We start from the raw sequence: 20,338 nt of genomic DNA on the forward strand, positions 1-20,338 counted from the left end.
CGGCTCGGGCTCATGGTCCTGCCCGTCGCGTTCTTCGGGCTCTTCTTCGCCTACCCCGTCGCCGCGATCGTCTCGCGCGGACTGAACGCCGACGGGGAGTGGCGGTTCGGGCGGCTCCGGGACGTGCTCGGGCAGTCCGACATCCGGCACGTCCTGTGGTTCACCACCTGGCAGGCGCTCGCCTCCACCGCGCTCACCCTCCTGCTCGCCCTGCCCGCCGCCTACGTCTTCGCCCGCTTCGCCTTCCCCGGCAAGCAGTTGCTGCGGGCGGTGGTGACCGTCCCGTTCGTGCTGCCGACGGTCGTCGTCGGCACGGCGTTCCTGGCGCTCGTCGGACGTGGCGGGCTGCTCGACGAGCAGTGGGGCGTACGGCTGGACACCACCGTGTGGGCGATCCTGCTCGCGCACGTCTTCTTCAACTACGCGGTCGTGGTCCGGACGGTGGGCGGGCTGTGGGCGCAGCTCGACCCGCGGCAGGAGGAGGCGGCGCGGACGCTGGGCGCGTCACCGCTGCGGGCCTGGCGTCAGGTGACCCTGCCGGCCCTCGCCCCCGCCGTGGCGGCGGCCGCCCTGATGGTCTTCCTCTTCACCTTCACCTCCTTCGGCGTGGTGCAGATCCTCGGCGGGCCGGCCTTCTCGACCCTCGAGGTCGAGATCTACCGGCAGACCTCGGAGATCTTCGACCTGTCCACCGCGGCCGTCCTCACGATCGTGCAGTTCCTCGCCGTCGGCGCGATCCTCGCCGTGCACGCCTGGACCGTACGGCGGCGCGAGACCGCGTTGCGGCTGGTGGACGCCTCCGTGACGGCTCGGCGGCCGCGCGGCGCCGGGCAGTGGGTGCTGCTGGCCGGTGTCCTCGTCACCGTCGTCGTCCTGATCCTGCTGCCGCTCGCGGTGCTGGTGCAACGCTCCCTGGACGCGCCGGACTTCGCCTACTACCGGGCGCTGACCAGCGACGAGGGCAACGTCTTCCTCGTGCCGCCGATCGACGCGATCGGCAACTCGCTGCAGTACGCGGTGGTCGCCACCGTCATCGCCGTGGCGATCGGCGGGCTGGCGGCCGCCGCCCTGGCCCGGAGCGACGCCGGCCGCTTCGTCCGCGGCTTCGACGCGCTGCTGATGCTGCCGCTGGGCGTCTCCGCGGTGACCGTCGGCTTCGGGTTCCTGATCGCGCTGGACGAGCCCCCGCTGGACCTGCGCGGCACCTGGATCCTGGTGCCGCTGGCGCAGGCGCTGGTCGGCGTCCCCTTCGTCGTGCGGACCATGCTGCCCGTGCTGCGGGCGGTGGACGTACGGCTGCGGGAGGCGGCGGCCGTGCTCGGGGCGTCGCCCTGGCGGGTGTGGCGGGAGGTGGACCTGCCGATGGTGCGGCGGGCGCTGCTCGTCGCCGCCGGGTTCGCCTTCGCGGTGTCGCTCGGGGAGTTCGGGGCGACGGTGTTCATCGCACGGCCCGACAGCCCGACGCTGCCAGTCGCCGTAGCACGGCTCCTGGGCCGGGCCGGCGAGATCAACTACGGCCAGGCGATGGCCCTCTCGACGATTCTGATGCTGGTGTGCGCGGTGGCCCTGCTGGTGCTGGAACGGCTGCGCACCGACCGGACGGGGGAGTTCTGATGCTGCTGCGGCTCGAGGGTGCGACCGTGCGGTTCGGCGGGCGGGCCGTGCTGGACGCCGTCGATCTCGCCGTCGCCGAGCACGAGGTGGTGTGCGTGCTCGGGCCCAGCGGGAGCGGCAAGTCCACGCTGCTGCGGGCCGTGGCCGGGCTCCAGCCCCTCGACGAGGGGCGGGTCGTGCTCGACGGACGTGACCAGGCGGGCGTCCCCGCCCACAAGCGGGAGCTCGGGCTGATGTTCCAGGACCACCAGCTGTTCCCGCAGCGGGACGTGGGCGGCAACGTGGCCTTCGGCCTGCGGATGCACGGCACGCCCAAACGGCGACAGGCGGAGCGCGTACAGGAGTTGCTGGACCTGGTCGGGCTGCCGGGCGCCGCCCGCCGGGCGGTCGCCGCGCTCTCCGGCGGAGAGCAGCAGCGGGTCGCGCTGGCCCGCGCGCTCGCGCCCCGGCCCCGGCTGCTGATGCTGGACGAGCCGCTCGGCCAGCTCGACCGGTCGCTGCGGGAACGGCTCGTCGTCGAACTGCGGGAACTCTTCGGAAGGTTGGGCACCACGGTGCTCGCGGTCACCCACGACCAGGGCGAGGCGTTCGCGCTCGCCGACCGGGTCGTGGTGATGCGGGACGGCCGGATCGCCCAGTCCGGTACGCCCCTTGAGGTGTGGCAGCGGCCCGCGGACGCCTTCGTGGCGCGCTTCCTCGGCTTCGACAACGTGGCCGAGGCGAGCGTCGCCGGGGAGGCGGCCGACACCCCGTGGGGCAAGGTGCCGGTGCCGGCCGGCTCCCCGCAGGGCACGCGCACGCTGCTCGTCCGGCCGGCCGGGGTGCGGCTGGTCGGCGTGGACGAGGGCCTGCGCTGCACGGTCACCGCCCGCACCTTCAAGGGCACCCATGTCGCCGTCCACCTCCAGCCGGAGGACGCGCCACGCCTGGAGGCCGCGTGTGCGCTGCGGCTGGCCCCGGAGGTCGGGGACACCGTCGGGGTGGCGTTCGACCCGCCCGAAATCGTCGTGCTCGACTGACCTGCCCACGCCTAGGGTGCTTGGTATGACCCTTCTCGCGCATGACCGGTACTGTGACGAAATCGAGCACCATGTACGGCAGTTGAGGTCCGTCGTGACCTCCGGGGCGGATCTCTCGGCCACCGTGCCGACCTGCCCCGACTGGTCGCTGGAGCAGCTCGTACGGCACATGGGCGGCGCCCTGCGCTGGGTCGACCAGCTCGTGCGGACCCGGGCGCAGGAGAACATCCCGGAGGAGCGGGTCCCGCTCCACGGCGGGCCGGAGGCCGAAGGCGACCCGGCCGCGCTGGACGCCTGGCTCGCGGAGGCCGGGAAGACGACCGTCGCCGCCCTGCGGGAGGCGGGGCCCGACGCGAAGGTGTGGGGCTGGGCCGGGACCTCCGACGCCGGCTTCTGGGCCCGCCGGGTGACCCACGAGATCACCGTCCACCGCGCCGACGCGGCACTCGCCGCGGGGCTGCCCTACGAGGTCGCGCCCGAGGTGGCCGCCGACGCGCTCGACGAGTGGCTGCAGCTCGTCGAGTGGGTGCAGCGCAACCTGCCCCACGCGGCGGCGGACGAGCTGCGCGCCCCGGAGCGCGTGGGCCGCAGCATCCACCTCCACGCCACGGACGCGCCCGCCGGGCTGAACGCCGAGTGGCTCGTCGAGCTCACCGAGGAGGGCGTCGTCTGGCGCCGGGGACACGAGAAGGCGACGGTCGCGCTGCGCGGCCCGCTCACCGACGTGCTGCTGGCCTTCTACCGCCGGCGGCCGCTGGACACCGCCGGGCTCGAGGTCCTCGGCGAGCGGGAGCTGCTGGAGTTCTGGCTGGAGAAGACGACGTTCGGATGAGACGCCGGAGGCCCGTCCCCCGCCCCCAGGGGCGCGGGGGACGGGCCGTCCAGGGTCAGCGGTTGCCGGAGCCCTTGCGGCGCATGCCGAAGAACACCGCGCCGCCGCCCACGACGACCAGCACGGCCGCGATGGCGACGATCAGGCCTGTGTGGGAGTTGGCGCCGGTCTCGGCGAGGTTGGACTCGCCGACCGCGGGCGACGGGGCGTTGCTCGCGCCGGTGTCCGCGGGAGCGGTGCTGTCGCTTCCGGACGCCGACGGGGTCGGCGTCGGCGTCCCGGACTCGGACCCGGCCGGGGTGGAGGCGGTGTCCGACGGCGACGGTGACGGGGTGTTCGACGGGGTGCCGGGCGTGGTGGGCTTGTCGTCCGCCGTGCAGGCCTTGGCGGGGGCCACCAGGTTCTCCTCCAGGTCCGCGTTGAGACCGGCCTCGGCGGCCGTGACGTGAACCCGGTAGACGGCGCCCGGCTCCCAGTCCTCGGCGAAGGTGATGGTGGTGCCCTTGGCGGAGCCGATGATCGGGGTGGGGACACCCACCTGCCGCAGGTCGGCGTTGTTGTTCTGGAGGTAGACCGTGACGACGGCCGGGGTCGCCTTCGGGTCCTTGTCGGTGACGGTGATGACGCCCTTGGCGCCGTCACACGCGGCCGAGGCGGAGAACTTGCGGATATCGGTGGCCGACGAGGAGCCGGAGGCCCCGAGAACGAGGGCGGCCGAGGCGGCGACGACACCGAGCATGCGCACCGAACGGGCGGCGGTACGGCGGGATGGGGACACGTTTGTCCTTTACGTGATGCTCAACTGCGGGGGGTGGACGGGGTGATGACGCCCCGATGCGGTGGCGACAGCAACCCCGGGAGGCTCACAGGTCTATAAGCGTTCCATAAGTACTGTCAATGTGCGGCCGCTTCCGGAGCCCCGTCTCTGCCCGTTCGTCAACCGCCGAGACGCCTCAAGGCCTCCGGAACCTCCTCGATCCGGTCGACCAGGACGATGCGGTCCTCCATGGCACGCTCCCGCGCGAGCGCCCGCAGCAGCGGCCACGTCGGCAGCCGCTCCGTCCAGTGCGCCCGGTCGACCAGCACCATGGGCGTGGGTTCACCGCGCGACGCGTAGTAGTTGGGCGTCGCGTTGTCGAAGATCTCCTGTACGGTCCCGGCGGCGCCCGGCAGGAAGACCACCCCCGCGGTGCAGCGGGCGAGCAGGCCGTCCTCACGGGTGGCGTTGGAGAAGTACTTGGCTATGTGCGCCGCGAACGGGTTCGGCGGCTCGTGCCCGTAGAACCAGGTGGGGACGCCGACCGAGGGTCCGCCGCGCGGCCAGCGGGTGCGGACCTCGAAGGCGGCCGACGCCCACGCGGTGATCGAGGGAGTGAAACCCGGCACCCTGGCGAGGAGTTGAAGGGCCTCGGCCAGCATGTCGTCGGAGAAGGGCGCCGTGTAGGCGCCGAGGTTGGCCGCCTCCATCGCGCCCGGACCGCCGCCGGTCGCCACGGTCAGCCCGGCGCGGGAGAGCGCGCGGCCGAGGCGCGCGGCACCCGCGTACGCGTCCGTCCCGCGGGCCATGGCGTGGCCCCCCATCACGCCCACCACCGGGGCGCCGACGAGCAGTTCGTCGAGGGCGTCGGAGACGGCGTCGTCGTGGAGCGAGCGGAGCATGGAGGCGAAGACGTCGCCGTCGGACCTGGTCCGCTGGAACCAGGCGTAGGCGAGGGCGTCGGGCGTGGCCTCGTAGCCGCCCTCGTCCAGCGACTCGAACAGCTCGTCGGGGGTGTAGACGAAGCCGCGGTACGGGTCGAAGGGGAGGCCCGGTACGGGCGGGAAGACCAGTGCCCCCTCGGCGCGGGCCTTCGCCGCCGCCTCCGGGTCCATCGGACAGCCGAGGAAGACGGCGCCCGCGGTGTCCAGGGCCAGCAGGACGGCCGTACGGTCCGTCAGGTCGACGGCCTGGACGCGGTAGTGGGAGAGGGTGCCCCGTACGGAGACCACCTCGTCGAACTCCGCGAGGGACTCGATCTCCCGGTCGTGGGAGCCGTCGAACGGCTGGGCGGGTGTCGGATGCACCCGCCCATGCTAGGGGCTGCCGCGTAGGGGGCGGATCAGCCCTCGATCGCCGACGGGTCCATCCAGACGACCTCCCAGGTGTGGCCGTCGAGGTCGTCGAAGGAACGGCCGTACATGAAGCCGTGATCCTGGGTCTCGCCGCTGGGCGTGCCGCCCAGCGCCAGGGCGCGGTCGACGAGTTCGTCGACCTTCGCGCGGCTCTCGGCGCTCAGCGCGATCAGGACCTCGCTGGTCCGGGTGGAGTCCGCGATCTCCTTCTTGGTGAACGTCGAGTAGAACGGCTTGGTCAGCAGCATGGCGACGATGGTGTCGCTGATCACCACGGAGGCCGCGTTGTCGTCGCTGAACTGGGGGTTGATCGAGTAGCCCAGCTCCGTGAAGAACTTCTTCGACGCCTCGAGGTCGTTCACGGGCAGGTTGACGAAGATCATCTGCTGGTAGGCGGAGGTGGTCATCGAGGTCTCTCCCATCGGTGCGCGCGGCCTGTCGGCGCGGCTCGTTCGTCGTGTTCGATGGGGTAGACCGGGGGGTCGTGCGGAACTCATCGGTGCTCGCGGATTTTTTTCGCGCGCTCGTTCCCGCACGTGGTCCCGTGGTCCGGAAGGCGGTCCCGAACCGGTCTCAGCCGTGCAGGGGGAGGGACGCCAACTCGGCCACGAGCACGGTGAGCGGGAGGAACAGCGCGAGGAGGGCGCCGGCGCGGAGCGCGGCCGCGCTGCGCAGCATCGTGGCCGGCGCGCCGAGGCGGAGCAGGGCCGCGGTGGTGTCCGCGCGGGCCTGACGGGCCTCCACGGCCGCGGTGAGGAGGGTGGCGCACGTGCACCCGGCGACCAGGAGGGCGCCGAGGGCGGTGAGCGGGCCGACGGACGGGTCGGCCGGGTCGTACAGGGCGGCCATGCTGTACGCGCCCGAGGCCACCGCGCACACGACGCCCAGCGGGCGGCCGATGCGGGACGCCTCCTGCATCAGGCCGCGACCGGCCAGGAGGCGCAGGGCGCCGGGTCGGACCGCTTGCAGGAGACGGCCGCAGAGGTGGGTGAGGCCGGGGCCGGCGAGGGCGAGGCCGAGGGCGGTGAGGGCCCAGCCGACGAGGACGGCGGCGGGGCCCGTCGGGCCGCCGGGGAGGGAGACGTCCGTGGTGCTCGTGGTATGGGTGGCGTAGGCCTCGACGGCGAGGCCGGCGGCGAGGAGGGCCGCGCCCCAGGGGAGCAGGGTGGGGTTGGGCGGGGCGGGGTCGGGCTGGAGGTCCGGGGTTTCGGGTGTGTCGTCGGTCGTGGCCGGGGGGTGGATCGCGCTGCCCGGCGCGTGCGGGGTGCCGCCCGCACCCACCCGTGCCGCCCCTGCGGCACGACTGCCCGCAGGTCGACGAGAGGGCCGGGCGGCCTCGTCTTCGCCGGCGTCGGTGGCGCGTGCGGGGGCGGAAGGGCTGCCCGGAACCCAGCGAGGGAGCCGGGCGGGGTCGGGTGGCCGTGTGTCTTCGTTGTCGCTGTCCGTCACGCGTGCGGAGACGGGGCGGCGGCCCGCGGTCTGGCGGAGGGGCTGGGCGTCGTCGGTGGGCCGGGAGGGGGGCCGGCCCGTCGCCGGGCGGTTCGTCGACCGGGAGCCGAAGCGTCCGTACGCCCCGAACGTCTCCCGTCGTCCTGACTGCTCCCGTGTCGTGAACCGCCTCAGCGAGCGGCCCGTGCCCCGGGACCGCGCCGGCCGGGCGTCGCGTGGGCGCAGGGCCAGCGCCACCGACACCGAGGCGGTCGCGGGGACCAGGGACAGGAGGGTCAGGGCGGCCGGGACGGGGAGGGGGACGTCCGCCGCCAGGAAGTCCGCGGCCGCCCCGTCGAAGGGCATGCCCGTGAGGTCGCCGCGCAGGTGCAGGAAGACCAGGAGGGCCAGCAGGGAGCCCAGGGTGGTGGAGAGGGCCGTGGTGGTGGCCGAGATGGCCATCAGCCGGGCGGGGCCCAGGCCGATGGCGGCCAGGCCGGGGCGGGGACGGGTGCCGGGGTCCGTACGGGCGACCGCGAGGGCGAGGTGGACCGTCGCCGCGAGGGGGACCGCGCACCAGGCCAGGCGGAGCGCGGAGCCGGGCGGTGCGTCGGGGTGCGTGAGGGCGTGGCCGAGGGTGGACAGGAGGAGGAAGCCGGTGCCCGCCGAGGCCGTCGCCACCAGGAGGCGGCGCAGCTGGACGGCGGGGTGGGCGCTGCGGGTCAGGCGGAGAGCGAGCACGCCGCCCGGCCTTCCGACTCGGTGACCGGGGGCAGGTGGACCGTCTTCACCCGGCGTCCGTCCAGCAGGGGCACCGTACGGTCGGCGAGGGCAGCGGTCTCCGTGTCGTGGGTGGCCAGGACGACCGTGATGCCGTGCGAGCGGGCCGCCGTCGTCAGGGTGCGCAGGACGTGGGCGCGGTCCGCGCGGTGCAGGGGGGCCGTCGGCTCGTCGGCGAAGAGGACGGACGGGGAGGGGGCCAGGGCGCGGGTGATGCAGACGCGCTGGCGTTCCGCCTGGGTCAGCTCGTGGGGCCGGCAGCGCGCCTTGTCGCCCACGTCGAGGCGTTCCAGCCATTCCAGGGCGGCGACCTTGGCACGGCGGCGGCTGGTGCCGCGCAGCATCAGGGGGAGGGCCGCGTTCTCCCAGGCGTTGAGTTCGGGGACGAGCAGGGGGGCCGGGTCGATCCAGCCGAAGCGGTCGCGGCGCAGCCGTTCCCGGGCCATCGGACCCATCGTGTGAACGGGGACGCTGTTGAACCAGACCTCGCCGCGCTGGGTGGGCGCGAGGCCGGCGAGGCAGTGCAGCAGCGTCGTCTTGCCGCTGCCGCGCGGGCCGGTGACGGCGAGGATCTCGCCCTCCCGCACGCCGAGCGACACGCCGCCGAGCGCGGGGGAGCCGTCGTGGTGCGTGAAGTGCAGGGACCGTGCCCACAGCACGTCGTTGTCCGGCGGGGCCTCCATGGGCGTACACCTCGGTTCAGATCCGTAATTCCCGTGCCTTCCCCCGTCCGGGGGAACGAAGGCGGGGCCGATCGGTCACTGGCACGCTAGGCAGCGCAGGACGGGCATCCGGACAGCACACGGCCCCGGGTCGCCGTTCTCACTCGAACGGGCGGCACCGGGGCCGGTGTTGGTCAGCTGATCAGGCCGACGATCACAGCTTCGTCCACGCCTCCGTCAGCGTCGCGCGCAGGATCTGCTCGATCTCGTCGAAGGTCTCCTGGTTGGAGATCAGCGGCGGGGCGAGCTGGACGACCGGGTCGCCGCGGTCGTCGGCACGGCAGTACAGGCCGTTGTCGAAGAGGGCCTTGGACAGGAAGCCGTACAGGACGCGCTCGGTCTCCTCGGCGTTGAAGGACTCCTTCGTCGCCTTGTCCTTGACGAGCTCGATGCCGTAGAAGAAGCCGTTGCCGCGGACGTCGCCGACGATCGGGAGGTCGTGCAGCTTCTGCAGGGTCCGCAGGAAGGCGCCCTCGTTGTCCAGGACGTGCTGGGTGAGGTTCTCCCGCTCGAACAGGTCGAGGTTGGCGAGGCCCACGGCGGCGGAGACCGGGTGGCCGCCGAAGGTGTAGCCGTGCAGGAAGGTGTTGTCGCCCTTGTAGAACGGCTCGGCGAGCTTGTCCGAGATGATGCAGGCGCCTATGGGGGAGTACCCGGAGGTCATGCCCTTGGCGCAGGTGATCATGTCCGGGACGTAGCCGAACTTGTCGCAGGCGAACATCGTGCCCAGGCGGCCGAAGGCGCAGATCACCTCGTCCGACACGAGCAGCACGTCGTACTGGTCGCAGATCTCGCGGACCCGCTGGAAGTAGCCGGGCGGGGGCGGGAAGCAGCCGCCCGCGTTCTGCACCGGCTCCAGGAAGACGGCCGCGACCGTCTCCGGGCCCTCGAAGAGGATCTGCTGCTCGATCTGGTCGGCGGCCCAGCGGCCGAAGGCCTCCGGGTCGTCGCCGTGGATCGGGGCGCGGTAGATGTTGGTGTTCGGGACCTTGTGCGCGCCCGGCACCAGCGGCTCGAAGGGGGCCTTCAGGCCCGGCAGGCCGGTGATGGACAGGGCGCCCTGCGGGGTGCCGTGGTAGGCGACGGCGCGGGAGATGACCTTGTACTTGGTCGGCTTGCCCTGCAGCTTGAAGTACTGCTTGGCGAGCTTCCAGGCGGTCTCGACCGCCTCGCCGCCGCCGGTGGTGAAGAAGACCTTGTTCAGGTCGCCCGGCGCGTAGTCGGCCAGACGCTCCGCGAGTTCGACGGCCTTCGGGTGGGCGTAGGACCAGACGGGGAAGAACGCCAGCTCCTGCGCCTGCTTGAACGCGGTCTCCGCCAGCTCCGTGCGGCCGTGACCGGCCTGGACCACGAACAGGCCCGCGAGACCGTCGAGGTAGCGCTTGCCCTTGTCGTCGTAGATGTAGGTGCCCTCGCCCCGGACGATGGTCGGGACCGGGGAGTTCTCGTACGAGGACATGCGGGTGAAGTGCATCCACAGGTGGTCGTACGCGCTGCGACTGAGGTCCTTGGTGCTCACGGTTATCGGGTCCTCACGGTTATCGGGTTCCCCACATGTAGGTCTGCTTCTTCAGCTTCAGATAGACGAAGCTCTCGGTCGATCGCACGCCGGGCAGGGCGCGGATGCGCTTGTTGATGACGTCCAGCAGGTGGTCGTCGTCCTCGCAGACGATCTCGGCGAGGATGTCGAACGAGCCGGCGGTCATCACCACGTACTCGACCTCCGCCATGTCGGTCAGCGCGTCGGCGATCGCCTCGACGTCGCCCTCGACGTGGAGCCCGACCATCGCCTGCCTGCGGAAGCCCACGGTGAGCGGGTCCGTGACGGCGACGATCTGCATCACGCCCTGGTCGAGCAGCTTCTGGACGCGCTGGCGCACGGCCGCCTCGGACAGGCCGACGGCCTTGCCGATCGCGGCGTACGGCCGGCGGCCGTCCTCCTGGAGCTGCTCGATGATGGCGAGGCTGACGGCATCCAGATGAGGGGTGCCGTTCTTGGACTCGCGGGAGTCCCGGTGCTCTGCGCTTCGACTGGCCACGACCTCACTGTGCACGACGTATCGACAGTTTCGCAAGGCGGCTGCGATGAAATTCGTTGTTTACGTGACTGAGACCTGCGGATTTCGCAGCCATGGTGCGATCGGGGGTGTTGAAAACGTCGGCTTGCCGTTTAGGGTGGGTGTCTCAGTGATTGGACAGTTCGACCTGACAGGAGGCCGGCAGTGAGCACCGAGCTGCGTCGTCTGCGCAACTACATCGACGGTGAGTTCCGGGACGCCGCCGACGGAAGGACCACCGAGGTGGTCAACCCCGCGACGGGCGAGGCCTACGCGACCGCGCCGCTGTCCGGCCCGGCCGACGTGGACGCCGCGATGCAGGCGGCCGCGGCGGCCTTCCCGGGCTGGCGCGACACCACCCCGGCCGAGCGCCAGAAGGCGCTGCTGAAGATCGCGGACGCGTTCGAGGAGCGCGCCGAGGAGCTCATCGCGGCCGAGGTGGAGAACACGGGCAAGCCGATCGGGCTCACGCGGTCCGAGGAGATCCCGCCGATGGTCGACCAGATCCGCTTCTTCGCGGGCGCGGCCCGGATGCTGGAGGGGCGCAGCGCCGGCGAGTACATGGAGGGGCTCACCTCGATCGTCCGCCGTGAGCCGGTCGGCGTCTGCGCGCAGGTCGCGCCGTGGAACTACCCGATGATGATGGCGGTGTGGAAGTTCGCCCCGGCGATCGCGGCGGGCAACACGGTGGTCCTCAAGCCGTCGGACACCACCCCCGCGTCCACGGTCCTGATCGCCGAGATCATCGGCTCCATCCTGCCCAAGGGCGTCTTCAACGTCATCACCGGCGACCGCGACACCGGCCGCCTGATGGTCGAGCACCCCGTCCCCGCGATGGCCTCCATCACCGGTTCGGTACGCGCCGGCATGTCGGTCGCCGAGTCGGCGTCCAAGGACCTCAAGCGCGTCCACCTGGAGCTCGGCGGCAAGGCCCCGGTCGTCGTCTTCGACGACACCGACATCGCCAAGGCCGTCGAGGACATCTCCGTCGCGGGCTTCTTCAACGCCGGCCAGGACTGCACGGCCGCCACCCGCGTCCTCGTCCAGGAGGCCATCCACGACGAGTTCGTGGCCGCGCTCGCGAAGGCCGCCGCCGAGACGAAGACGGGTCAGCCGGACGACGAGGACGTGCTCTTCGGCCCGCTCAACAACCCCAACCAGCTGAAGCAGGTCTCCGGCTTCATCGAGCGCCTGCCCGCCCACGCCAAGGTCGAGGCGGGCGGCCACCAGGTCGGCGAGAAGGGCTACTTCTACGCGCCGACCGTCGTCTCCGGCCTCAAGCAGGACGACGAGATCATCCAGAACGAGGTCTTCGGACCGGTCATCACCGTGCAGTCCTTCACCGACGAGGACCAGGCCGTGGAGTGGGCCAACGGCGTCGAGTACGCCCTCGCGTCCTCGGTGTGGACCAAGGACCACGGCCGCGCGATGCGCATGTCCAAGAAGCTCGACTTCGGCTGCGTGTGGATCAACACGCACATCCCGCTGGTCGCCGAGATGCCCCACGGCGGCTTCAAGAAGTCCGGCTACGGCAAGGACCTGTCGGCGTACGGCTTCGACGACTACACGCGCATCAAGCACGTGATGACCTCGCTCGACGTGTAGCGCCGCGCCGGACCCGCGCCGTACCGGGGTGCGGGTTCCGGGCGGCCGGTCGCGCCCCCGGACGGAACTTCCCGTCCGGGGGCGCGACGCTGTGCGGCCTCCTCGCGGCTGGTGTCGCCCGGCGGTCCCCGGCCACACTCGACGCCGTGGACGACTTCTCCCGGCTGGGTGAACCGATCGACGCCCGCCCGCCTCGGGTTTCCTGGGCCGGAGCGGACCCGGCGCCCCGGTGGCTGGACGTGGCACGGGAGTTCACCGAGTACTGAACACACCGCGAGCAGATCCGCCACGCCACCGGCCGGGACACCGACGCCGAGCCCCGCGCCCCGTCCACGGTCCTGGACACCTTCCTGCGGGCCCTGCCCCACACGCTGCGCCACACGCCGGCGCCCGTCGGGACACAGGTGCGGATGGTCGTCGAAGGGCCGGCCGGCGGCACCTGGACCGCCACCGCCACTACGGCAACTGCCGTCAAGGCCAATGCCGTCACCGCCACCACGGCCACTGCGGCCGCTGCCACTACGGCCACCGCCACCGCTGCCGCAACCGCTCCGGTCACGGCTGCCGCTCCCGCCGCGGCCGCCCGCTGGTCGCCGGCCGAAGCGCCCGGCGGACGTCCGGCCGCGTGTGTGGCTGGACGCGGAGACCGCCTGGCGGCTGTGCACGCGCGGCGTCGATCCGGAGACCGCCCTCGGCCGCATCCGCATCCGCGGCGAGCGCCGGCTCGCCGAAGCCGCCTGCCGGATCGTGTCCGTCGTCCCGTGAGGACGCCGACCATGCTGACGGCGCCCTCGCGGCAGCGCTACTCGTGCTCTGCGGCGAGGACCCGCCCCTGGTTGACGACCCCGAACGGGATGTGGACGCTCGGAGTCGTCCGGGAGGTGCCCTCCAGGTGGCTCTCCTGGTCGTCGAAGAAGATGTGCGGCCTCAGCACGTCCATGATCGTGCTCTTGTCGACCCCGCCGAGGAAGAAGGCGTCGTTGACGGTGACGCCCCAGTTGTCGAGGCTGAACACGGCCCGCTCGTGCGCGGGCGCGTTGCGGGCCGTGACGATGGAGACGTGCACGCGGATCGCGTAGTCCGCGTCCTCCCTGCGTCGTGCCTCCTCCCTGCGCTGCAACTTGTTGATCTCGCGCAGGAAGTCCCGCAGCGGGCCCGCGTCGTGGGGCGTGGCGACGTTCAGGGCCTCGTGGGCGCGGAACTTCTCCAGGCCGTCCTGCTGGTACACGCGCTCCGACTCGTCGCTCGCGAGGACGCCGTCGAAGTCGAAGGCGATCCGCAGGTCCTTGTCGTCGGGGTCGTCGGCCAGGGCGGAGCCGAGGACCCGGCCGGCAGGCAGCCCCGACGCGACGGCTTCCCGGACGTCGTTCTCGTCCGCCGACAGGAACAGGGACATGTGCAGCGCGCGCATGAAACGGTACGGCGCCCGGCCCTGCATGAAGACGGCGCGGCTGATGGGGAGTTCGTGGGCCTTGATGGACCGCATGACCCGCAGTCCCGTGTCGGGGTCGTTGCGGGAGAGGATGATCACCTCGACGAGGGGGTCGCCCTCGGGAGCCAGGTCGTTCAGGGACAGGATGCGGCGGATGAAGGGGAACGCGACGCCCGGGCGGAGGGTGTCGTCCAGGTTCTCCCGCTGGTAGGTGCGGTAACTCTCCTCGCCCTCGCGCCGGAAGACGGCGTCGGACTCCTTCAGGTCGAACAGGGCACTGGAGGCGATCCCGATGACCAGGCGGTTCTCGAGGCTGTACGGCGGCATGGCGGCTCCCCTCGTGCGGTACCGCGGGTCGGCGGCGACGGCTGGGCCCGACCGTAACCCCCGGTCGCACACTTTGCCTTCTCTTTACAACCCGTCCCCTCGGTCCCTCGTCTCTCCGCTCGATCCGTCACACAGGACTGACGAAAGAGAGCGGTTGATGCGACACATGCGGTTCATGCCCCGAACGGGCCTCGGCACTCTGGCTGTTGCGGGCGCCGCCGTGATGCTGGGCGCGGCCCCCGCGTCCGCCGACGGGACGGATGCGACGCCGGCACCGGCGGCGACCGCCGCACCCGCCCGGGATGCGGCCAGTGCGGCACCCACCCGGGATGCCGCGAGCGCGGCGCCCGCCCCGGCCGCCACCACCGCGCCGACCCCGGTCCCGGCCGAGGACGCGACGCCGGTCCCGGGCCAGGTGAGTGTCGTCCCGAGGGGAGCGGCCGACACCGGAGCCGTCGCGGACCCGGCGACGACCCCGAGCGGGCTCGTGGCCGGAAGTGCCGCCGCGGCGGTGTTCGCCGCGGGCGGCGCGGGGGTCTACGTCGTTCGGCGCCGGCGGGCGACCCGCGCATGAGTCCGCTCTCCAGGCGCGCCCTGGTCGCCGCGGCCCTGGCGGCGCCGCTCGCGGGCTGCGCGGGCGGCACGGCCGGGCGGGGCGCGGACGCGGCCCCCTCGGTACGGCCGTCCGAGCCGGCGGCGCGGTCCGGCACGTCGGCGGAGCGGTCGTCCGGGCGTTCGGTCCCCGTCCGGCTGGAGATCCCGGCCATCGGGGTCGACACACCCGTCGTGCAGCTCGGGCTCGCCCCGGACGGCAGCGTGGAGGTCCCCCCGATCGCGGCGCACGACCGGGCCGGCTGGTACCGGCACTCGCCCACGCCGGGGCAGACCGGCCCGTCGGTGATCCTCGGTCACGTCACGGTGGGCGAGTACGGGGACGGCGTCTTCCGGCGCCTCGACCGGCTGCGCCGCGGCGACCGGATCGCGGCGCGCCTGGAGAACGGCACGGCGGCCGGGTTCACCGTCACCGCCGTACGGACGGTCGCCAAGGAGGACTTCCCCACGGAGGCCGTCTACGGGAACGTGGACCGGCCCGAGCTGCGGCTCATCACCTGCGGCGGGCCGCGTTCCGGTGACGAGTACCGCGACAACGTGATCGTCTTCGCCGCGCTGAGCCCGGCGCAAGGCCCGGCAGAGGGCTCGGCAAAGAGCTCGGCGCAAGGCCCGGCAGAGGTCTCGGCGGAGGGCTCGGCGGAGGGCTCGGCCGAGGTCCGGCGCCGGACGCGGCGCGACGCTCGGCGGGAGAACCAGGAGAACGGTGAAACGGTCCCGTGAGCAGGCGGCGGCCGAGCTGTTCGCCGCCCTCTATCCGCGCCTCGCCGGGTGGTGCCGCCGACTCGTCGACGACGACGGGACGGCCCACGAGATCGCCTCGGAGGCGTTCACCCGGCTCTGGGCCCGCTGGACGGCGGTGGCGGAGCCCCAGGGCTTCCTCTACGTCACCGCGGCCAACCTGGTCCGCGACCACTGGCGCAAGCTGGAGCGCGAGCGCAGCGCCGTGCGCCGGGCCGGCGTCGAGGCCGCCGTGCGCCCGCCCGCCGAAACGGCCGACCCCTCGGTCCGCATCCTCGTGCAGTCCCTGCCGGAACGGCTGCGCGTGCCCATCCTGCTGCACTACTACGCTGACATGCCGATCCGGGAGGTGTCCGTGCTGACCGGGCGCAAGGAAGGAACCGTCAAGGCCGACCTCCACGCGGCCCGTGAACTGCTCCGTGCCCACCTGGGGAGAAGCCTTGATCACACCCGTTGACGACTTCGACGACGGCCCGGACCGCGGCACCGACGACCCCCTCGCCGTCCTCCTGCGGCCCCCGTCCGACCACCTCGGCCCGCCTCCGGGCCGGTACGAGCAGATCCGCCGCCGAGCGGGCCGCCGCCGGCTGCTGCGCACCGCCGCCGGGGCCGGCGCGGCCGTCGCCGTCGCCGTCACCGCCTTCGTCCTGCTGCCGCCGCACCTGACGGCGCCCGGGCCGCCCGCCTCCCCGGCGGTCCCGCTCGCCCCGCCGCCCGGCGGCCCCACGACCGCGCCCACCCCGTCGCAGACGCCGGCGCCCGTCAGCCCGGTCCCCACCGAGCGGACCGCCCGGACGGCGGCCCCCGGTCCCCGGGCGTCCGACAGCCGCACCGGCACCGTGGCACCCACCCCCGCCGGCCGGGTCCCGGAACCGAGACCGAGCACCGAGTCCCCGGCGTCCCGCACGCCGTCCGGCGCGACGGACACGCCGTCCGGCGCGACGGACACGCCGTCCACCGCGCCGTCGGCGGCCGGCACGCGCCGTTGAGGCCGATTCACGCACCGTAGCCCTCGACGGGTCGTTGCTCCTACCCTGGAAGCCGCCGTCGGGGGAGGGTGGACGTGACGCGCACTACACGGCAGCAGCCGTCCGGGCGCCGCCTGGAGGACTCGATCGCGTGGGCGGTCAGGAACGCGGACGGGGTCGTCGCCATCGGCGTCGCCGTGGTCGTCGGCCTGATGGACATCCTGGACAAGGACTTCGACGACAACATCGTCACCGGGTCCATCCTGCTGGTCCTCGCCGCGCTGGTCTACGGCTCGCTGACGGAGCGTCGGCGGCGGCTGGCCGACATCCGGGGCGCGACCGCGGACACCAGCCGGGCGATCGAGGACCTGTCGATGGTGCGCACGCTGGCCGGGCCGGAGGTGGCGCTCGCCCACGAGCAGGCCCGCCGCAGTACCGCCCGCTGGGTGTTCAAGGGCGGCACCGGCACCTATCTGCGGGCCGTGACCCTGCCGGAGTGCGTGCTGGAGGCGCAGCGGCAGCGGCGCTCCCTCAGCATGAAGATCGACATCGTCAATCCGGCCGACGACCGGGTCTGCGCCGCCTACGCGCGCTTCCGGCGCACCTTCGGACACCGGCAGGAGGGCGGCGCGTTCACGGAGTGGACCACCGAACGCACCCGCAAGGAGTCGTTCGCCACCGTGGTCGCCGCCGCCTGGCACCGCCAGCGCCTGGACACCCTGGAGATCGACGTGCACCTGTCGTCGGTGGCTCCGACCCTGCGCTTCGACCTCTCCGACAGCTGCCTGATCATCACCCAGGACGACCCGCGCCGGGTCAGCCTGTACGTGGCGCGCGAACGGCCGCTGTACGACTACTACGTCACCGAGTTGCACCAGAGCCGGGAGCAGGCGGTCAAACTCGATCTGCGGGAGGCCACCCCGCTGAGCGACGAGCCGACCGTCGACGAGGTCAGACGCCTGCTGGAGCGGCTCGGGCTGCCGCTGCCCTCCAGTTTCACCGACCGTGACGTGGGCGACATCATCGACAAGGCACTGCGGGCGGAGGATCCGTACCGCAGGTAGCGAACGTGTGGGCGAGGGGGAACCGATGGACTACCCGGCCCTGGAACGGGCCGCCCGGCGGGGGGCCGCCGGCGAGGTGATGCGGCAGGCCGCATCGGAGTTGGAACAGGTCGTGACAGGCCGCCGCGCACTGCGCGCGGTGCGCCATCCACTGGGGTTCGTCTGTCTGCCCGTCCTGCGGGACGGGGCGGAGGGCGTGTGCGTGCACGTCTTCGGGCCGGCCGACCCCGTCCTGGCGGGTCATCAGGTGCACTCGCACAGCTGGGACCTCACCAGCACCGTGCTGTACGGACGGCTGGGCAACCGGCGCATGCGCGTCCACGAGGAGACCGAGCGGCCCACCCACCGGGTGTTCGAGGTGCACAGCGACCCCTCGGGGGTGGACGAACTCCGGCCCACCGAGCGGCTGGTGCGCTGCCTGCCGGGCGCCGAGCAGACCAGTGCGCGCGGCCAGACCTACGACCTTCCGGCGGGCGAGTTCCACACCACCGTGGTGCCGGACGGCCGTCCGGCCGCCACCCTGGTGCTGGGGCGGACCCTGCCCGGCCGGGCGGACCTCTCCCTGGGCCCCTTACGGGCCCCGGGCCGCCGCGTCGTCCGCGGGATGTGCGACGCGGCCCAGACCGCCCGGATCGCCCAGGCCGCCCTCAGGAGGATCCATGAGCCCGAACCCGACCCGCCCGTCTGACGCCCCGGCCCCCTTCGCCTCCGAGTGCCGTACGGCGGTGGCCGCCGCCGAGGAGGCCGGGGCGCTGCTCCGGTCCCGCTTCCGGGACGGTTTCGCCGCCCGCCCCAAGGGCGGACTCGGCGACGTCGTCACCGACCTGGACCTGATGGCCGAGCGGATCGTGGTGGACCGGATCCGTCAGCGGTACCCGCACGACCGGATCCTCGCCGAGGAGTCCGGGGAACTGGGCGGCGACGGGGGCGGCCGCACCTGGCTGGTGGACCCCCTCGACGGCAGCAACAACGTCGTCCTCGGGCTGCCCGTCTACGTCGTGGGCGTCGCCCTGTGCGTCGACGGTGCGCCGGTGATGGGCGTCGTGCACGAACCGGTGAGCGGGCGGACCTGGTCGGCCCGGCAGGGGGGCGGTGCGTACGGGCCGGGTGGGCGGCTCTCGCCGGCCGCCGGCCACCGCCCGCCGGTCCCCGGCGGACCGGTGCTGGCCTGGACGCAGGGGCACGCGGTGCGCCGCGACGACCTCGCCGCCCGCACCCTGCGCACCACCGTGGAGCTGGGCTCCCGGCGGCTGCTCCAGCTGTGGGCACCGCTGCTGGCCTGGGCCATGCTGGCGCGCGGGGACATCGACGGATTCGTCGGCTACCGCGCCGAGGCGATCGACCTGCCGGCCGGGGCGCTGCTGGCCCGCGAGGCCGGGATGGCCCTCCGGCACCTGGACGGACGGGAGTTCGGCGGCGGCTTCCGGGGACCGGACACCGAGCGGTCGTTCGTCGCGGGGCGGCCGGAGGCGCTGCCGTACCTGCTGGAGCTGGTGGCCGGGGCGGCGGGGACCGAGGAGCCGGGGCCGGTGGCCGTGCCGGGCCCCGGGGCCTGCCGTCGGACCGACGCCGCGGTCCCCGTCCTCCGCGCGGACGACGGGAGTCCGACGACAGGTCCTAGCCCGTCACCGCCAGCGCCCCCACCGACGCCGTGACCGCCGCCACCGCCAGGACCGCTCCCGTCCCCATCAGCCGGGCCACCGGCACCCGCACCCCGTAGGCGTGGCAGCGTTCGTACCACAGCAGCGTCGCCAGGGAGGCCCACGGGGTGACGACCGGGCCCGCGTTGGTGCCGACGAGCAGCGCGAGCAGCTGGTCGTGGTTGCCGACCGGGACGGCCGCCTCGCCGGCCAGGTAGACCGGGAGGTTGTTCAGGACGTTCGACAGTCCGCCGCCGACCGCCGCCGCGCGGAACATGCCCCCGAGGCCGTCGTCGTGGCCGACCGCGGCGGCCAGCAGGTCGTGCAGGCCGTTGGCGTTGACCGCCTCGACCACCAGGAACATGCCCGGGACCATGACCAGCAGCCGCCAGGGGACGAGCGACAGCCGCAGCGCGGAACGGTCGCGGGCCGCGAAGGCGACGACGGCGACCGCGGCGGCCGTCGCGGACGCCATCCACAGCTCCACGTCCGCGACGAGGATCGCCAGCAGGAACCCGCCGCAGGCCAGGGCGCACGCCCGGAACAGCACCGGGTCGGCGGGGCGGTGCGGGCCCGGCGGCACATAGCGGTCGGCCGCCGCCCGCACCCCGCCACGCTGCTCGTCGTCCCGTGCCCTGACGTCGTCCTCAGCCCGCACGTCCTCCGCGCGGGCGGCTCCCGGGCCGCCGCGCCTGGCCGCGCCCGGCTCGGCCGGCCCCGCCGTGCCCCGCCTTCCGCGACGCCAGTAGAAGACCCACAGGCACGCCATGGTCACGGCGATCGCCGCCAGCTGCGGTGCCCACATGCGGGCCGCCAGGCCCAGCGGCGAGAGGGCCACCCGGTCCGCCGCCAGCAGGTTCGTCAGATTGGAGACCGGCAGCAGCAGGCTCGCCGTGTTGGCCAGCCAGACCGTCGTCATCGCCAGCGGAACGGCCGCGATGCCGACCCGGGAGGCGAGGGCCAGCATCACCGGGGTGAGGAGGACCGCCGTGGTGTCGAGGTTCAGGGCGATCGTGGTGACGGAGGCGAAGGCCACACAGAGCAGGAAGAGCAGCGGATAGCTGCCCCGGCCGGCGCGGGCGACGCGGGCCGCGACCACGTCGAACACCTCCGCCCTGCTGGTGAGTTCGGCCAGCACGATCACCGTGCCGAGGAACGCCAGCAGCGGGGCGATACGGGTCATCGCGTCGGCGGCGGGGTCGGTGGGCAGCACCCCCGTGCCCACGCACACCAGCCCGGTCACGAGGAGACCGATCGCCACCCGGTCCAGAACATGCAGACGCCGTATGCCACGCACGGGAGGAAGGGTCGCACATCTGTACCCCACTGTAACCAGGGCCTGTGGGCCGTCGGTCTCGCCGTCGGGGCGTTCCGGCCGGGATCCGCGT

The 20,338-nt window shown here is 73.3% G+C and carries 19 protein-coding genes and 3 pseudogenes; 13 read left to right on the forward strand and 9 right to left on the reverse strand.

Going from position 1 to position 20,338, the window contains the following annotated elements; genetic code table 11:
* Window positions 1-12 precede the first annotated feature (12 nt).
* From ACIHAR_RS11835 to ACIHAR_RS11845, 3 genes are read left to right on the forward strand one after another with little or no spacing between them, the layout of a single operon-like run.
* Complete coding sequence (locus ACIHAR_RS11835; protein ID WP_400018824.1) at window positions 13-1,614, forward strand: ABC transporter permease; 1,602 nt, start codon at window positions 13-15, stop codon at window positions 1,612-1,614.
* Window positions 1,614-2,633, forward strand: coding sequence for an ABC transporter ATP-binding protein (locus ACIHAR_RS11840; protein WP_400018826.1), 1,020 nt, complete (start codon window positions 1,614-1,616; stop codon window positions 2,631-2,633). Before ACIHAR_RS11835 ends, ACIHAR_RS11840 begins: the two co-directional genes overlap by 1 nt.
* A 25-nt stretch (window positions 2,634-2,658) precedes the next feature.
* Window positions 2,659-3,465 (forward strand): maleylpyruvate isomerase family mycothiol-dependent enzyme, encoded by an 807-nt coding sequence (locus tag ACIHAR_RS11845; RefSeq protein WP_400018828.1) that lies wholly within the window; start codon window positions 2,659-2,661, stop codon window positions 3,463-3,465.
* Window positions 3,466-3,520: 55 nt separating this feature from the next.
* Here ACIHAR_RS11845 and ACIHAR_RS11850 read toward each other — a convergent pair whose 3' ends face one another.
* The 7 genes from ACIHAR_RS11850 to ACIHAR_RS11880 form a co-directional block, all read right to left on the reverse strand.
* Window positions 3,521-4,243, reverse strand: coding sequence for an LAETG motif-containing sortase-dependent surface protein (locus tag ACIHAR_RS11850; protein ID WP_400018830.1), 723 nt, complete (start codon window positions 4,241-4,243; stop codon window positions 3,521-3,523).
* A gap of 158 nt (window positions 4,244-4,401) precedes the next feature.
* Window positions 4,402-5,529 (reverse strand): LOG family protein, encoded by a 1,128-nt coding sequence (locus ACIHAR_RS11855; RefSeq protein WP_400018832.1) that lies wholly within the window; start codon window positions 5,527-5,529, stop codon window positions 4,402-4,404.
* Between the two features lie 35 nt (window positions 5,530-5,564).
* Window positions 5,565-5,984 carry a VOC family protein gene (locus tag ACIHAR_RS11860; protein WP_365470347.1) on the reverse strand — a complete coding sequence of 140 codons (420 nt, stop codon included), beginning with the start codon at window positions 5,982-5,984 and terminating at the stop codon, window positions 5,565-5,567.
* A gap of 166 nt (window positions 5,985-6,150) precedes the next feature.
* A complete protein-coding gene (locus ACIHAR_RS11865; protein WP_400018835.1) occupies window positions 6,151-7,746 on the reverse strand; it encodes a hypothetical protein in 1,596 nt (531 codons plus the stop codon).
* Complete coding sequence (locus ACIHAR_RS11870) at window positions 7,728-8,468, reverse strand: ATP-binding cassette domain-containing protein (protein ID WP_365470353.1); 741 nt, start codon at window positions 8,466-8,468, stop codon at window positions 7,728-7,730. Before ACIHAR_RS11870 ends, ACIHAR_RS11865 begins: the two co-directional genes overlap by 19 nt.
* Window positions 8,469-8,661: 193 nt before the next feature.
* A complete protein-coding gene (locus ACIHAR_RS11875) occupies window positions 8,662-10,026 on the reverse strand; it encodes an aspartate aminotransferase family protein (RefSeq protein WP_365470356.1) in 1,365 nt (454 codons plus the stop codon).
* Window positions 10,027-10,045: 19 nt separating this feature from the next.
* Window positions 10,046-10,561: an Lrp/AsnC family transcriptional regulator gene (locus tag ACIHAR_RS11880; protein WP_365470359.1), complete on the reverse strand. Its 516-nt coding sequence runs from the start codon at window positions 10,559-10,561 to the stop codon at window positions 10,046-10,048.
* A 168-nt stretch (window positions 10,562-10,729) separates the two neighbouring features.
* Here ACIHAR_RS11880 and ACIHAR_RS11885 point away from each other — a divergent pair, with 168 nt between their 5' ends.
* The 3 genes and pseudogenes from ACIHAR_RS11885 to ACIHAR_RS11895 all read left to right on the forward strand — a co-directional run.
* A complete protein-coding gene (locus ACIHAR_RS11885) occupies window positions 10,730-12,169 on the forward strand; it encodes a gamma-aminobutyraldehyde dehydrogenase (RefSeq protein ID WP_365470362.1) in 1,440 nt (479 codons plus the stop codon).
* A gap of 197 nt (window positions 12,170-12,366) precedes the next feature.
* A pseudogene (locus tag ACIHAR_RS11890) lies at window positions 12,367-12,627 on the forward strand (hypothetical protein); the annotation flags it as partial.
* 114 nt (window positions 12,628-12,741) lie between these two features.
* A pseudogene (locus tag ACIHAR_RS11895) lies at window positions 12,742-12,934 on the forward strand (hypothetical protein); the annotation flags it as partial.
* A 37-nt stretch (window positions 12,935-12,971) separates the two neighbouring features.
* On the opposite strand, the gene ACIHAR_RS11900 reads toward ACIHAR_RS11895, so the two are convergent.
* A complete protein-coding gene (locus ACIHAR_RS11900; protein WP_365470365.1) occupies window positions 12,972-13,928 on the reverse strand; it encodes a 5'-nucleotidase in 957 nt (318 codons plus the stop codon).
* A 175-nt stretch (window positions 13,929-14,103) separates the two neighbouring features.
* Between ACIHAR_RS11900 and ACIHAR_RS11905 the strand changes: the two genes are divergently transcribed.
* The 7 genes and pseudogenes from ACIHAR_RS11905 (at window position 14,104) to ACIHAR_RS11935 (ending at window position 18,965) form a co-directional block, all read left to right on the forward strand.
* Window positions 14,104-14,502, forward strand: a complete 399-nt coding sequence (locus ACIHAR_RS11905; RefSeq protein WP_365470399.1) for a sortase-dependent protein — start codon at window positions 14,104-14,106, stop codon at window positions 14,500-14,502.
* Window positions 14,499-15,107 (forward strand): annotated as a pseudogene (locus ACIHAR_RS11910) (class F sortase); the annotation flags it as partial. The gene ACIHAR_RS11905 and the pseudogene ACIHAR_RS11910, both read left to right, overlap by 4 nt.
* 136 nt (window positions 15,108-15,243) lie before the next feature.
* Window positions 15,244-15,735 carry an RNA polymerase sigma factor gene (locus ACIHAR_RS11915; RefSeq protein WP_365470368.1) on the forward strand — a complete coding sequence of 164 codons (492 nt, stop codon included), beginning with the start codon at window positions 15,244-15,246 and terminating at the stop codon, window positions 15,733-15,735.
* Complete coding sequence (locus tag ACIHAR_RS11920; RefSeq protein WP_400018840.1) at window positions 15,719-16,267, forward strand: hypothetical protein; 549 nt, start codon at window positions 15,719-15,721, stop codon at window positions 16,265-16,267. The genes ACIHAR_RS11915 and ACIHAR_RS11920 overlap by 17 nt, the downstream gene beginning before the upstream one ends.
* 74 nt (window positions 16,268-16,341) lie before the next feature.
* The gene (locus ACIHAR_RS11925) at window positions 16,342-17,310 is read left to right on the forward strand and encodes a hypothetical protein (RefSeq protein ID WP_365470373.1); all 969 of its coding nucleotides are present in this window, start codon (window positions 16,342-16,344) and stop codon (window positions 17,308-17,310) included.
* 25 nt (window positions 17,311-17,335) lie between these two features.
* Window positions 17,336-17,998 carry a hypothetical protein gene (locus ACIHAR_RS11930; RefSeq protein ID WP_400018842.1) on the forward strand — a complete coding sequence of 221 codons (663 nt, stop codon included), beginning with the start codon at window positions 17,336-17,338 and terminating at the stop codon, window positions 17,996-17,998.
* A complete protein-coding gene (locus ACIHAR_RS11935; RefSeq protein ID WP_400018844.1) occupies window positions 17,970-18,965 on the forward strand; it encodes an inositol monophosphatase family protein in 996 nt (331 codons plus the stop codon). Before ACIHAR_RS11930 ends, ACIHAR_RS11935 begins: the two co-directional genes overlap by 29 nt.
* Here the strand turns inward: ACIHAR_RS11935 and ACIHAR_RS11940 are convergent.
* Window positions 18,928-20,247, reverse strand: coding sequence for an SLC13 family permease (locus ACIHAR_RS11940; RefSeq protein WP_400018846.1), 1,320 nt, complete (start codon window positions 20,245-20,247; stop codon window positions 18,928-18,930). The genes ACIHAR_RS11935 and ACIHAR_RS11940 overlap by 38 nt on opposite strands.
* Window positions 20,248-20,338: the final 91 nt, after the last annotated feature.

Origin of the sequence: Streptomyces sp. NPDC052016 (assembly GCF_044548445.1) — a bacterium.
GTDB lineage: Bacteria > Actinomycetota > Actinomycetes > Streptomycetales > Streptomycetaceae > Streptomyces.